At 66.5% G+C, this 13386-nt stretch carries 12 protein-coding genes and 1 pseudogene; 8 read left to right on the forward strand and 5 right to left on the reverse strand.

The genetic code is table 11. The features are described from left to right. Positions 1-642: 642 nt before the first annotated feature. The gene (locus M3O59_RS04565; protein WP_116905532.1) at positions 643-1062 is read right to left on the reverse strand and encodes a hypothetical protein; all 420 of its coding nucleotides are present in this window, start codon (positions 1060-1062) and stop codon (positions 643-645) included. Between the two features lie 186 nt (positions 1063-1248). Between M3O59_RS04565 and sufT the strand changes: the two genes are divergently transcribed. From sufT to M3O59_RS04590, 5 genes are all read left to right on the forward strand, one after another. Further along, positions 1249-1803 (forward strand): putative Fe-S cluster assembly protein SufT, encoded by a 555-nt coding sequence (sufT, locus tag M3O59_RS04570; protein WP_064508622.1) that lies wholly within the window; start codon positions 1249-1251, stop codon positions 1801-1803. A gap of 64 nt (positions 1804-1867) precedes the next feature. Continuing rightward, on the forward strand, positions 1868-2953 hold the full coding sequence (locus M3O59_RS04575) for a branched-chain amino acid aminotransferase (RefSeq protein WP_116905533.1): 1086 nt from the start codon (positions 1868-1870) through the stop codon (positions 2951-2953). Positions 2954-3263: 310 nt separating this feature from the next. Next, a complete protein-coding gene (locus M3O59_RS04580; RefSeq protein ID WP_064634172.1) occupies positions 3264-5015 on the forward strand; it encodes a S8 family peptidase in 1752 nt (583 codons plus the stop codon). Positions 5016-5274: 259 nt separating this feature from the next. Next, a complete protein-coding gene (locus M3O59_RS04585; protein ID WP_181920510.1) occupies positions 5275-6684 on the forward strand; it encodes a S8 family peptidase in 1410 nt (469 codons plus the stop codon). Between the two features lie 341 nt (positions 6685-7025). Further along, a complete protein-coding gene (locus tag M3O59_RS04590; protein WP_116905534.1) occupies positions 7026-8723 on the forward strand; it encodes a S8 family peptidase in 1698 nt (565 codons plus the stop codon). Positions 8724-8932: 209 nt separating this feature from the next. On the opposite strand, the pseudogene M3O59_RS04595 reads toward M3O59_RS04590, so the two are convergent. The 4 genes and pseudogenes from M3O59_RS04595 to wrbA form a co-directional block, all read right to left on the reverse strand. Continuing rightward, positions 8933-9422, reverse strand: a pseudogene (locus M3O59_RS04595) (YbaK/EbsC family protein). Positions 9423-9426: 4 nt separating this feature from the next. After that, a complete protein-coding gene (locus tag M3O59_RS04600; protein WP_039411242.1) occupies positions 9427-9912 on the reverse strand; it encodes an asparaginase domain-containing protein in 486 nt (161 codons plus the stop codon). Positions 9913-10098: 186 nt separating this feature from the next. Next, on the reverse strand, positions 10099-10443 hold the full coding sequence (locus tag M3O59_RS04605; RefSeq protein ID WP_116905535.1) for a DUF2069 domain-containing protein: 345 nt from the start codon (positions 10441-10443) through the stop codon (positions 10099-10101). After that, positions 10440-11036 carry an NAD(P)H:quinone oxidoreductase gene (wrbA, locus tag M3O59_RS04610; protein WP_064634176.1) on the reverse strand — a complete coding sequence of 199 codons (597 nt, stop codon included), beginning with the start codon at positions 11034-11036 and terminating at the stop codon, positions 10440-10442. Before wrbA ends, M3O59_RS04605 begins: the two co-directional genes overlap by 4 nt. Before the next feature lie 113 nt (positions 11037-11149). Here wrbA and M3O59_RS04615 point away from each other — a divergent pair, with 113 nt between their 5' ends. Genes M3O59_RS04615 through M3O59_RS04625 form a run of 3 tightly spaced genes read left to right on the forward strand, consistent with a single transcriptional unit; the run spans position 11150 to position 13301 of the window. Next, on the forward strand, positions 11150-12427 hold the full coding sequence (locus M3O59_RS04615; RefSeq protein ID WP_064634177.1) for a YihY family inner membrane protein: 1278 nt from the start codon (positions 11150-11152) through the stop codon (positions 12425-12427). Then, positions 12424-13035 (forward strand): TlpA family protein disulfide reductase, encoded by a 612-nt coding sequence (locus tag M3O59_RS04620; protein WP_064634178.1) that lies wholly within the window; start codon positions 12424-12426, stop codon positions 13033-13035. The genes M3O59_RS04615 and M3O59_RS04620 overlap by 4 nt, the downstream gene beginning before the upstream one ends. After that, complete coding sequence (locus M3O59_RS04625; protein ID WP_064634179.1) at positions 13035-13301, forward strand: acylphosphatase; 267 nt, start codon at positions 13035-13037, stop codon at positions 13299-13301. Before M3O59_RS04620 ends, M3O59_RS04625 begins: the two co-directional genes overlap by 1 nt. The last annotated feature ends 85 nt before the right edge of the window (positions 13302-13386 follow it).

Here is a 13386-nt window from a genome sequence, read left to right on the forward strand (position 1 = left end):
GGGCGTGGGTCTTGTCAGCCGGGCCTCTCTTGACACTGGTTGGTGAGGACGGGTGTGTTCGGGCGCGATGACGAAATCACTGCGCCGCAGAGTTGGTTGTTTTTTTAAGAGCGAAGGCATCACGTCGCTGATTGCTTTTGGAAAGCTTTACGCACCGACCACCGTCGAGTGCGCGGTGCCCTCACCGCTCGCGGGACACGCCGTCAACCCGTCCATGGGGGACCGTTGGCGGCATCCATGCCGCCAACGGTCCCGCAATCGGTGAGGGCACCGCGCCAGACAGTTGGCTGGTGGTTTCATTGAAGAACGAAGGCAGCGCGTCGCTGCTTGCCGGTTGCTTTGTTGAAAACCATGCACACCGACCATCTCCACTGGTCCTTGCCCGCCCACCGTCGCGGGACCTTGAGCGGCATGGATGCCGCGCCAGAGCCTCCATGGATGGATCCACGGCGTGTCCTGCGATGGTGGGCGGGCGAGGGCCCTGCAGCAAACGCAACGACATCGAGGGCGCGGTGAAGACACCGCAACAGAGAGTTTGCTGGTGGTTTTACTGAAGAGCGAGGACAGCGCGCCAGGGCGTTGATTGCGGGCCTTGTTGAAAACTCTGCTTACCAACCATCTCTACGCCAAACGCGCCCCGATTCAGCGCGCTGCCCACCAGGCCACCCACAGTGCGGCGACGTAGCACAGCAGGTCGAAGCCGTTGTTGGCCAGCTGCAGCAGGGTCCAGGCCAGGCCGGTGCCCATCTTCTGTGCCGAGGTCCACGGGTCCAGGCCGAGCGGTCCGCCCAGTTGGGCCGAGGCGATCCCCCAGTTGGCGCCGACGATGATCAGCGCCGTCGTGACGACGGCGACGCCGATGCGCAGCCGGCCGGCGTGCAAGGTGCCAAGGCGCAGCATCCAGGCGATCTCCAGCGCTGCGACCACCGCCATCCAGCCTGCCTGATTGCCGAGCGCGAGTGCGATGAGCAGCCAGGCGATGAGGGCGGTGACGCATCCCAGCAGCAGGAGCGGGGGCCAGAGCCAATGGGCGGTTCTGGCGGACGCGGTGGTGGACGGCATTGGAGCTCCTGACAGTGCGCACATGATAGAACGCGGGCCGGCCTTTGCGATGCACGCCACGCCACCACGGTGCGGCGGATGGAATGCAGCGTCGTCGCTGACGGGTGCTGCGTGCGGCGGCGACGCCGTCGCGGTCGGCTAGAATGGCCGACTTGCGCGCGTCCGGCGCGGCCCCATATCCAGCCCATGTACTCCCGTAGCAGCGAACCCGTCCAGTTCGAACGCGATTGCGATGCCGTCATGGTGCCGCAGGGCGATTCGGTGACCCTGCCCGCAGGCAGTTACGGCTATATCACCCAGGCCCTGGGTGGCAGCTACACCGTCTTTGTCGAAGGCAATCTGTTCCGCATTGCCGGCAAGGATGGCGATGCGATCGGCAAGGAGGCCCCGCCGGGCCTGGAACTGCCCGACAACGCCAGCGACGAAGAGGTCGAAGCGCTGGTGTGGCAGCAGCTGCGCACCTGTTTCGACCCGGAAATTCCGTTCAATATCGTCGATCTGGGGCTGGTTTACGAGGCGGTGGTCAGCCATCGCGAAGAAGACAACCAGCGCCGGGTGGACGTCAAGATGACCCTCACCGCGCCCGGTTGCGGCATGGGCGAGATCCTGGTCGACGACGTGCGCAGCAAGGTCGAGATGATTCCGACCATCGCCGAGGCCGATGTCGAGCTGGTGTTCGACCCGCCGTGGGGCCGGCATATGATGTCCGAAGCGGCCCGTCTCGAGACCGGCATGCTCTGATCGTCACGCGCCATGTCCACGATGTGGCGCCGCGTCCTTTCGCCCGCCATACAGGAATCTCCCGGTGTCCGTGTCCTTCGCTTCCACCCGTTCTCCGTCGCCGCGCAGCGCCGACGAATTGTCCGTGATCCTGGCCGCGCCCGGTTTCGGGCTGCATTTCACCGACCACATGGTCGCCATTTCCTGGAATAACGAGCAGGGCTGGCATGACGCGCAAGTGCGCGCGTACGGCCCGCTGCAGCTGGATCCGGCGGCGTCGGTGCTGCATTACGGCCAGGAGATCTTCGAAGGCATCAAGGCCTACCGGCATGCCGATGGCTCGATCTGGACCTTCCGCCCGCAGGCCAACGGCGAGCGCCTGCAGCGTTCGGCGCGGCGCCTGGCGCTGCCGGAATTGCCGGTGGACCTGTTCGTCGAATCGCTGCGCCAGCTGGTGGCCGTGGATGGCGGCTGGGTGCCTTCGGCACCGGAAACCAGCCTGTATTTCCGCCCCTTCATGATCGCCAATGAGGCCTTTCTGGGCGTACGCGCGGCGCACAAGGCCTCGTACTACGTGATCGCCAGCCCGGCCGGCCCGTACTTCGCCAAGGGCGTGGCGCCGGTGTCGATCTGGTTGTCCACCGAGTACGCGCGTGCGGCCAAGGGCGGCACCGGTGCGGCCAAGTGCGGCGGCAACTACGCCGCTTCGCTGCTGCCGCAGCAAAAAGCCTACGCGCAGGGTTGCTCGCAGGTGCTGTTCCTGGACCCGGTGGAAGGCAAGTACATCGAAGAGCTGGGCGGCATGAACGTGTTCCTGGTCTACAAGGACGGCAGCCTGGTGACCCCGGAATTGTCCGGCAGCATCCTGGAAGGCATTACCCGCGACAGCATCCTGCAACTGGCCCGCGACCGCGGCATGCGCGTGATCGAGCGCAAGGTGGCCATCGACGAGTGGAAGCAGGGCGTGGCCTCCGGCGAGATCACCGAGGTGTTCGCTTGCGGCACCGCAGCGGTGGTCACGCCGATCGGCGAGCTCAAAGGCGACGGTTTCGCGGTAGGCGATCTGGCCGCACCGGCGGGCGAGGTCACCATGTCGCTGCGCCAGGAGCTGACCGACATCCAGTACGGACGTGTCCCGGACCGTCACGGATGGTTGGTGCGTTTGTCCTGAGTCGACATAAATCGTCAAACAAGGGCCTCCGTGTGTCAGCACGGGGGCTTTTTTTTGTGTGCGAAACAGCAAAAAGCGCATTTTTCGATCAGAAATGAGTGGAATTCAGCATGAATCAGGTGTGATTCTTGTCACATAAATGAAATTTGATTTCGGAAATTACTAATTACATATTGTCCAGTCCGGTTTATTTGAGATAGCTTCGCTGAACGGATCGATAACAGGGGCGATCCGGGACTCCGGGGCGTTCGCTATTGCGGCGGTTTCGGAACTACCGCTTCGGCGGTTCTCTTGACTGGAAGGGAATTCGATGTCCAATGCGTCGTTTCGTCCGCGCAACCGTGCGCTCTGCATCCTGGGTGCATCGGCACTCATCTCGCTGTTGCTGGCAACCCCGGCATTCGCAGGTGATGTCTACCTGGGAGGCCTGGCCACCGCGCAGACCCACCAGAAGTTCATCGTGACCTACAAGGACGGCAGCAGCGCCCTGAGCAGCCCGAGCGTGTTGAGCAGCTCCTTGCGCAACGCGGCGCGTGCGCTGCCGGCCAGGGCCGGTAAGCCGCTGGGCCTGAACAGCGTGCGCCGCCTGGCGGTGGGGCCGGAACTGATCCGGGCCGACCGCGCGCTGGACCGCGCCGAAGCCGAAATCCTGATGCGCCAGCTGGCCGCCGACCCCAACGTGCAGAGCGTGGAAGTGGACCAGATGCTGCACGCCACGCTGACCCCCAACGACACCCGCCTGTCCGAGCAGTGGGCTTTTGGCACCACCAATGCCGGCCTCAATATCCGCTCGGCGTGGGATAAATCCACCGGTGCTGGCGTGCGCGTGGCGGTCATTGACACCGGCATCGTCAGCCACCCCGACCTCAACGCCAACGTCCTGTCCGGCTACGATTTCATCAGCGACTCGGCAACCGCGCGCGATGGCAACGGGCGCGACAGCAATCCCGCCGACGAGGGCGATTGGTATGCCGCCAACGAGTGCGGCACCGGCATTCCGGCGGCGACCTCCAGCTGGCACGGGACCCACGTCGCCGGCACGGTTGCCGCAGTGACCAATAACGCCAACGGCGTGGCCGGTACTGCCTATGGCGCCGAGGTGATCCCGGTGCGCGTGCTCGGCAAGTGCGGCGGTTCGCTGTCGGATATCTCCGATGCCATCATCTGGGCTTCGGGCGGCACCGTTTCGGGAGTGCCGACGCTGTCGTCGGCGAACGCAGCCGAAGTCATCAACATGTCGCTGGGCGGCGGCGGCGCCTGTTCGTCCACCATGCAGAACGCGATCAACGGTGCGGTCTCGCGTGGCACCACGGTGGTGGTGGCGGCCGGCAACAGCGCGGCCAACGTGTCCGGCTCGTTGCCGGCCAACTGCGCCAACGTGATCGCGGTGGCGGCCACCACCTCGACCGGCGCCAAGGCCAGTTATTCCAACTTCGGCGCCGGTATCGATGTCTCCGCGCCCGGTTCGGCGATCCTGTCCACGCTCAACAGCGGTACCACCACGCCGGGCAACGCCAGCTACGCCTCGTACAACGGCACCTCGATGGCTTCGCCGCATGTGGCCGGCGTGGTTGCGCTGGTGCAGTCGGTCGCGCCGAGCGCCTTGACGCCGGCTGCGATGGAAACGCTGCTGAAGAACACCGCCCGCGCATTGCCGGGCGCCTGCTCGGGCGGTTGCGGTGCGGGCATCGTCAATGCCGATGCGGCGGTGACGGCGGCCATTGCGGGCAACAGCGGTGGCGGTGGTGGCGGGACCGGCAACACCCTGACCAACGGTACCCCGGTCACCGGTCTCGGCGCGGCCACCGGTGCGGAGCTGAATTACACCATCACCGTGCCGGCCGGCAGCGGCACGCTGACGGTGGCCACCAGCGGCGGTAGCGGCGATGCGGATCTGTACGTGCGGGCCGGCAGTGCGCCCACCGACACCGTTTACACCTGCCGTCCGTACCGCAGCGGTAATGCCGAAACCTGCAGCATCACCGCGCCGTCGGGAATCTATTACGTGCGGGTCAAGGCCTACAGCACGTTCTCCGGCGTGACCTTGAGCGCCAGCTACTAGTCGCTCAATCGTTGGCTGCGTTCCCTGGCCATGCCGCCAGGGAACGCCGTCTCCTCGCTGTAACCCCATCTGCGATGTCCCGCTTGGGTCTGCCGTTTCGGCAGGCGCAGGCGAGCTGTTGCCGCTCGGCCGGGATGGACACCGGTCAGTCGTTCGACGGGCCTGGCGCCCGTGCAGTTTCCGACCCTGATCCGCAGCGCGCGGCGAAGGCTCGGCCCTCTCGCCGCAGCTGCGGCACCTCTCCAATAAGGAATGATCGATGTCCAATGTCTCGCAACGTCGTGTGCCCACGCGCGCGCTGGTAGTCCTTGGTGTTACCGCACTGACCTGCCTGCTGGCCGTGCCGGCGTTCGCCGGTCAGGTCAATCTTTCCGGGCTGGATTCGCAGCCAACGCTGGACCGCTTCATCGTCAAATACAAGGACGGTAGCAGCCCGGCAGTGAGCCCGACCTCGATGCGCGCATCGCTCAACTCCGTTGCCGGCGCGGTGCCGGCACGCGCCGGCCGTGCGCTGGGCCTGAACCATGTGCGCCGCACGGCGCTGGGTTCGGAAGTGCTCAAGACCGACCGTAGCCTGGACCGTGCCGAAGCCGAAACGCTGATGCGCCGCATCGCCGCCGACCCCAGCGTGGACTACGTGGAAATCGACCAGATCATGTACCCGGTGCTGACCCCGAACGACACCCGTCTGTCCGAGCAATGGGGCTTCGGCACCACCGCGTCGAGCATCAACGTGCGCCCGGCCTGGGACACCGCCACCGGCACCGGCGTGGTGGTGGCAGTGATCGACACCGGCATCACCAGCCACCCGGACCTCAATGCAAACGTGCTGCCGGGTTACGACTTCATCAGCGATGCGGCGCGCGCGCGCGACAACAACGGGCGTGACAACAACCCGGCCGACCAGGGCGACTGGCGCGCGGCCAATCAGTGCGGTTCCGGCGTTACGGCCGCCAACTCCAGCTGGCACGGCACCCACGTGGCCGGCACCATCGCGGCGGTGACCAACAACAACAGCGGCGTGGCCGGTACGGCGTTCAATGCGCGCGTTGTACCGATCCGAGCCCTGGGCCTGTGCGGTGGCGCCACCTCCGATATTGCCGACGCCATTGTGTGGGCCTCCGGCGGCAGCGTGTCCGGCGTACCGGCCAACGCCAACCCGGCCGAAGTCATCAACATGTCGCTGGGCGGCAACGGCACCTGTTCGGCCACCTACCAGAACGCCATCAACGGTGCGGTGTCGCGCGGCACCACGGTGGTGGTGGCGGCCGGCAACAGCAATGTCAACGTGGCCAACTTCACCCCGGCCAGCTGCGCCAATGTCATCTCGGTGGCGTCGATCACCTCGTCCGGCGCGCGTTCGAGCTTCTCCAACTTCGGCAGCACCATCGATATCTCCGGCCCGGGCTCGGCGATCCTGTCGACCTTGAACAGCGGCACCACCACGCCGGGCAGCGCCAGCTACGCGTCCTACAACGGCACCTCGATGGCGGCACCGCACGTGGCCGGCGTGGTCGCGCTGGTGCAGTCGGTGGCCAGCCGTCCGCTGACCCCGGCGGCAGTGGAAACCCTGTTGAAGACCACCGCACGCCCATTGCCGGGCGCCTGCTCGGGCGGCTGCGGTGCCGGCATCGTCAACGCGGCCGGCGCGGTCAGCCAGACCCCGTAAGGCTGCGCTGACACACTGGATGCCGGCGCTCTTGCCGGCATCGACGTCGGGCCAACCCCGACGCAGCTGTCGGTGTCTTGAAACCTGCACTGCCCCGCTTCGGCGGGGCAGTGTGCGTCTGGGCAGCGGCAATTGCTGGACTGCGAGACAGCGCCGGCCGCGCCGGCTGAATGAAGCGCTCGCCAGCGAAGATTGGCCGCTTCAGCGTCGCCTGCGGCACGCCGATAGCCAGCCCACGTGAGGCACGGAGGTATGCATGCCCACGCATTAGGCAAAGCGCAGTGCGGTGGTGCTAGCGCGTTGCCATCCGGGTTGCCAGTTCCTTGGGGAGGGATGGATTCATGCCGTATCACTCAGCTGCCGTATTGCGCCGCGTCGCATTCGTCTGTGCGCTGTCATGCACGTTTCATGCCGCCGCTGGCGAGGTCAGCCTGCAAGGCTTGAACTCCAGCAGCGCCCATCAGCGCTTCATCGTCAGCTACAAGGACCGCGTCGGCAGCAGCCGGGCGACCGGCTTGTCTGCACCCTGGCGCGACATTGCGCGCGCGGTGCCGGAAGCGCGCGGACGCGCGTTGGGCCTGTCGGCCACGCGCCGGCTCAGTAGCGGCCCGATGTTGCTGGTGGCCGACCGCAAGCTGGACCGCGTGGATTCGGAAAGCCTGATGCGGCGCCTGGCCGCAGACCCGGCCGTCAAGCGTGTGGAAGTAGACATCCTGATGCGGCCATTGCTGGTGCCCAACGACCCGGGCGTGCCGCAGCAGTGGGCGATGGGGGCCACCGCCGCCACCCTCAATGTGCGTCCGGCCTGGGACCGCTCCACCGGCAAGGGCATCGTGGTGGCGGTGATCGACACCGGCATCACCAACCATCCGGATCTGGCCGCGAACGTGCTGCCCGGTTACGACTTCATCATCGACCCGGCCACCGCGCGCGACGGCAATGCGCGCGATGCCACCGCCACCGACCAGGGCGACTGGACCGCCGCCAACGGATGCGGGCCCAGTGCGTCGGCCTCCAATTCCAGCTGGCATGGCACGCATGTGGCCGGCATCGTTGCGGCGGTCGGCAATAACGCGGTGGGTGTGGTCGGCACCGCCTTCAACGCCAGGATCCTGCCGTTGCGGGTGTTGGGACGCTGTGGCGGCTACATGTCCGACATCGCCGATGCGATCGTCTGGGCGTCAGGCGGCAAGGTCAATGGCGTGCCAGCCAACCCGAATCCGGCCACGGTGATCAATCTCTCGCTCGGCGGCTACGGCAGTTGCTCGTCAACGCTGAGCAACGCCGTCACCGCTGCGGTGACGCGCGGCAGCGCGGTGGTCGTGGCGGCCGGCAACAGCAATATGGATGTCTCCACCAGCGTGCCGGCCAATTGCCCGAACGTGATCGCAGTGGCGGCCACCACCTCGGCCGGCGCCAAGGCCAGCTTCTCCAACTTCGGCAAGGGTGTGGATATCGCAGCGCCCGGGCAATCGATCGTGTCCACGCTCAATACCGGAACCACGGTACCGGGCAATGCCGCCTATGCGATCTACAGCGGCACCTCGATGGCGGCGCCGCATGTGGCCGGCGTGGTGGCGCTGATGCAGTCGGTGGCCTTGAATCCGCTCACCCCTGCAACGGTAAAGGCCTTGCTCAAGAGCAGCGCCCGGCCGCTGCCGGTTGCCTGCGCGCAGGGCTGCGGTGCGGGTCTGGTCAATGCCGATGGTGCGGTGGCGGCGGTGATCGCATCGACCATCTTGAGCAGGAATGTGGCACGCACGGGGCTGAGCGCAGCGCTCTCCGATTCGCTGTATTACCAGGTCAACGTGCCGGCCGGCACGCGCACGCTCAAGGTCACGCTTGCCGGTGGCAGCGGCAACGCCGATCTCTTGCTGCGGGCCGGTGCGTTACCGACCGATGCTGCATACAGCTGCCGCAGCATGCTGCCGGGCAATGGCGACAGCTGCACGCTGGCAGCGCCCGCGGCGGGCGTCTATTACGTCCGTTTGAAGGCCACGTTGGGCTTCTCTGCGGTCAGCGTGACTGCGGCGTATTGATGAGTACCGACGCGGCGTTGCTGCCGCGCCCGGAAGCGCTGACGAGCGTGGTGCCGTGGGCAGTCGTCAGTGGCTGCGCACAGCGTGGCGTGACATCGGTTGAAGGTTGAAGCCGACATCGATGTCGGGCTGAGATGTCCCGCGTAAGCAGGATGCTGAGCCAGGCAAACGCATACCCAACCGGTGCACGCGGCGGCGCGGTGACGCGTCTACTCGCACAGCGCACAGGCACGTGCGGCGAGCGCCTGTAGCAACTGGGCGCCGGGCAATTCCAGCAGCAAGCCGCGCTGCCCGGCGTTGATCCATAGCGCGGGTGCATCCAGTGCGGTGATTTCGACCAGCACCGGCGCCTGCCGTTGCTGACCGAGCGGGCTGATGCCGCCGACCTTGTAGCCGGTGCGCCGTTCGGCATCGGCCACCTCCATCATGCGTGCCGACTTGCCGACTTGCCGACTTGCCGCCGTGCGCGCCGGCGAGTTTCTTCAACGACACCCGGCGGTCGCACGGAATCACCACGCACACCGCCTTGTCGTCGACCAACGCCATCAGCGTCTTCAACACGGTGAGCGGCTGCAGCCCCAGCGCACGTGCGGCTTGCAATCCCTTCGCATCGGCATCGGCCTGATAGTCATAAGCGTGCAATACGTAGCCCATGCCGGCAGCGTCCAATGCCTTGGTGGCGCGGGTGGCCCTGCTCATCGTGTCAGATCGATTCGAAACGGTTGGCGGCCACGTTCTTGCGCACCTTTTCCGGATTCCAGATGCGGCCATTCATGGCGATGTAGACGCCAGCCGGCAGCGACTGCACTGCGCCGACCGCGCAACCGATATTGAATTCCGCGTCCGAGCCGCGGAAGCGCGCCGGGTTCAACGCACCGGTCATCACGATGGTCTTGTCGGCGATCGTCTGCAGCACCTTGCCGGTTTCCACCATCGAATCGGTGCCGTGGGTGATCAGCACGTGGCGGGTCGGCTGGGCGGCGATGGTGGCGCGGATCAGTTCGCGGTCGGCCTCGGTGATGTGCAGCGAATCCTTGCGGATGATCGGAATCACCGAAAAGCGGAAGGTCACGCCCAGTTCCTTGAGAATCTGGCCGATCTGCGGGTCGCCGATCTGGTAATCGGATTTATCGTCGAAGTAGATCTTGTCGATCGTGCCACCGGTGGTGACGATCAGAAGGTCTTCCATTGCTGCCAATCCTGTAGGGCCAACGCGGTGCAGGCCGCGCGCGGGGCCGCCATGATACTGCCCACCCAAGATGCTGGCAGCGCAGACCCTGCGGCAAGCAGCAGGGATGTCGAAAACGTGCGCTTACGCGTGGCGATCGGCGGAGCGCGCCGCGGCGCAGAGGGCCTGCGGCTGGACGGTGGCCGGTCAGCGTGCCTTGCGCTTGCCGCCGAAGCGCGCGGTCATGCCGGGGCCACCCACCAGGCCCACGACCGCCAGCGCAAGCAGCAGTTCCAGCCATGCCAGTGCGCGTGCCTGCGGCTGGCTCCAGGCGGCCATGACGCCGTGGCTGAACCAGCCCAGCGCAAACACGCCGGCCCAGAAGCGCGCACGCGCGCTGCGCACCGCCAGTACGCCGGTCAGCGCGGCCGGCAGTACGAACACGATGAGCGCGGCGAGCGGACGCGGGTCGTCGTGGAACCAGACCGCGAACAACGCCGCCAGCGCCAGCAGCGCCGCACTCAGCAGCCAGTGCATGGCGCGCACGCTCACGGGGTTGCCAGCCGCCGCGCAACATCGGCCACCCGGCGGCCCAACGCGCGCGCCAGCAGCGTTTCGTCCTCGCTGGGTTGCGGGTCGCCACCGGCGCCGGACACATGGCTGGCGCCATACGGCGTACCGCCGCTGGTGGTGTGGCTGAGCGCGGCTTCAGTGAACGGGATGCCCACGATCAGGCAGCCGTGATGCAGCAACGGCAGGTGCATGGACAACAGCGTGGATTCCTGCCCGCCATGCATCGAGGCGGTGGAGGTGAACACGCCTGCCGGTTTGCCGGCCAGGGTACCGCTGGCCCATTCGGCGCCCAGGCTGTCGAGAAAGTGCTTCATCGGTGCGGCCATGTTGCCGAAGCGGGTGGGGCTGCCCAGCACCAGGCCGCTGCAGTCGGCCAGATCGGCACGGTCCACGTAGGGCGCGCCTTCGTCCGGCACCGGCGGGGCACTGGTCTGGGTGACCGCGGCGACCGGCGGCACCGTGCGCAGCCGCGCGCTCATGCCGGGAACTTCGCCGATGCCGCGCGCGATCTGCCGCGCCAGCCGCGCCACCGAGCCGCCACGGCTGTAATACAGCACCAGAATCTCCGCCATCGCGCATCTACCGCCTGTGTGTGAGTTGCCGCAGTATCGGCCAAGCGGCCGGCTTGCTGCACGTCGCAGGTGCGACAAGGCCGCGATGACGGCGCATCGGGTACCCTTGCGCGATGTCGCGTGTGAACAAACTCCACCAATGGAAAGAACGTCTGCGCGACCGCGCGCGGACGGTGAGCTTCGGGCGCTTTCTGTGGCGCCGCTTCCTCGATGACCGGCTGTTTCAGGCGGCCGCCTCGCTGGCCTACACCACGGTATTTGCGCTGGTGCCGCTGGCCATCGTGGTGTTCGGTGTGTTGTCGGCGTTTCCGGCCTTCAACGAGTGGAAGGACGCGCTCACCGACTTCATCTTCAATAATTTCGTGCCCGGTGCCGCGCGCTCGGTGCAGAACTACCTCAACCGTTCGCTGGAAGACCTGGGCAAGTTCACCGTGGCCGGTATGGTCGCGCTGGTGGCTTCGCTGCTGATCACCCTGCACAGCATCGAACAGACCTTCAACAGCATCTGGCGGGTCGCCGCCGCGCGGCCCAAGGTGACACGATTCCTGATCTATTGGACGGTGCTGACGCTGGGCACGATGCTGGCTGCTGCCTCGATGGCGATGGCCGCCTACGTGTTCGCGCTGCCGCTGTTCCGCACAACCGAGGGCCAATGGCTGGCCGAATTCGCCTGGCGGCTGGCGCCGATGGCGGTGGAGTTCGTCTGCATCGTGCTGATCTACCGCGTGGTGCCGCAGCATGTGGTGCGGCTGCGGCATGCACTGCCGGGCGCGCTGCTGGCGGTGATCCTGATGGAAATCGTCAAGTGGGGGTTTGGCTTCTATCTGGGCAATTTCCAGACCTATCAGCGCATCTACGGCGCGCTGTCGGCATTGCCGATCCTGTTGTTGTGGATCTATCTGAGCTGGGTGTCGGTGCTGCTGGGCGCCTCGCTGGCCTCGTCGATGTCCGCGTTCCGTTACCAGCCCAAGGCAATGCGATTGCCGCCGGGCTTCGAAATCTACGGCCTGCTGCGCCTGCTGGGGCGTTTCCGGCAGGCGCGCATCCACGGCAACGGGCTGGACGAAGACCGCATTCTTGCGCTGGAGCCGATGCTCACCGACACCTTGATGCAGGAGCTACTGTGCGAACTCAAGCGCATTCGCCTGCTGCGGCGCGACGAGCGCGGCCAATGGCTGCTGGCACGCGATCTGGACGTGGTGACGCTGGCCGAGCTCTACGAAAACTGCCAGCTGCGCATACCGATCGAAGACCGCCCGTTGCCATGTCGCGACGATGCATTCGGTCAGGCCGCCGCCGCGGCGCTGGAACAGCTGCGCCAACCGTTGCGCAGCGTGCTGGCGCAACCGGTCGGCGACCTCTACACCCACCTTCCCGGAGATCCTCCATGACCGTGCGTCTTGTGCGCGGCGCCTGTGCGCTGCTGTTGCCGTTGTTGCTGCTGACCGCCTGCAAACCCGCCAGCGAGGGCACACCCTCCACCGGCACTGGCGCCGTGCCTGCCAGCGCCCCCCAGACGCCGACTGCGCCGGCCGCAGCTGCCGACCCGGCCGCAACGCCCAACAGCGCGGTGGTGCAGCAGACCGCCGAAATGCCCAAGCTCTCGCTGCCGACCGTGACCGGCGAGACCTACGACCTTGCGGCGCACCGCGGCAAATGGGTGGTGGTGAATTTCTGGGCCACCTGGTGCGCCCCGTGTCTGAAGGAAATGCCCGAGTTATCGGCGCTGCACACCATGCGCGACACCATCGAAGTGGTGGGGCTGGCCTATGAAGACATCACCAGCGCGGACATGCAGTCGTTCCTGAAGGACCACCCGGTCTCGTACCCGATCGCAATCCTCGACCCGTACCAGCCGCCACAGGACTTCGCCACCCCGCGCGGCCTGCCGATGACCTACCTGATCGGCCCGGACGGCAAGGTCGCCAAGCAATTTCTCGGCCCGGTGACTGCGCGCGATATCGAAACCGCGGTCGGCATCACCGGCAAGGCCGGCTGATGCAGGCGGCGCGCTTTCTCGTCAGCGGCGTGGTGCAGGGCGTGTGGTATCGCGCCTCCACCCGCGAACGCGCCGTTGCGCTCGGCCTGGTCGGGCATGCGCGCAATCAGGCGGACGGCAGCGTGGAAGTGGTCGCCGCCGGCAGCGAAGCAGCCCTGGACGCATTGCAGGCATGGCTGCAGCAAGGCCCGCCAGCGGCCATCGTCGCCTCCGTGACGCGCACGCCTTGCGCAGTTCCGGCGACTGAAGACTTTGTAACTGGTTGAGCGTGCGCCCCTGAAGCAGGGCAACAGAGTTGGATTGCCTCGCCGATAACCTTGTCAACGCGATCAGGCGTGCACGGGGAATGTA

Origin of the sequence: Xanthomonas nasturtii (genome assembly GCF_023337365.3) — a bacterium.
In the GTDB taxonomy this organism is placed as follows: Bacteria; Pseudomonadota; Gammaproteobacteria; order Xanthomonadales; family Xanthomonadaceae; genus Xanthomonas; species Xanthomonas nasturtii.

Bases quoted from the DNA above. Each gene is read 5' to 3' on its own strand.
- M3O59_RS04625 (WP_064634179.1), top strand. From the start codon at position 13,035: ATGCAGGCGGCGCGCTTTCTCGTCAGCGGCGTGGTGCAGGGCGTGTGG.
- M3O59_RS04615 (WP_064634177.1), top strand. From the start codon at position 11,150: ATGTCGCGTGTGAACAAACTCCACCAATGGAAAGAACGTCTGCGCGAC.
- M3O59_RS04620 (WP_064634178.1), top strand. From the start codon at position 12,424: ATGACCGTGCGTCTTGTGCGCGGCGCCTGTGCGCTGCTGTTGCCGTTG.
- M3O59_RS04580 (WP_064634172.1), top strand. From the start codon at position 3,264: ATGTCCAATGCGTCGTTTCGTCCGCGCAACCGTGCGCTCTGCATCCTG.
- M3O59_RS04600 (WP_039411242.1), bottom strand. From the start codon at position 9,912: ATGGAAGACCTTCTGATCGTCACCACCGGTGGCACGATCGACAAGATC.
- sufT (WP_064508622.1), top strand. From the start codon at position 1,249: ATGTACTCCCGTAGCAGCGAACCCGTCCAGTTCGAACGCGATTGCGAT.
- M3O59_RS04585 (WP_181920510.1), top strand. From the start codon at position 5,275: ATGTCCAATGTCTCGCAACGTCGTGTGCCCACGCGCGCGCTGGTAGTC.
- wrbA (WP_064634176.1), bottom strand. From the start codon at position 11,036: ATGGCGGAGATTCTGGTGCTGTATTACAGCCGTGGCGGCTCGGTGGCG.
- M3O59_RS04590 (WP_116905534.1), top strand. From the start codon at position 7,026: ATGCCGTATCACTCAGCTGCCGTATTGCGCCGCGTCGCATTCGTCTGT.
- M3O59_RS04565 (WP_116905532.1), bottom strand. From the start codon at position 1,062: ATGCCGTCCACCACCGCGTCCGCCAGAACCGCCCATTGGCTCTGGCCC.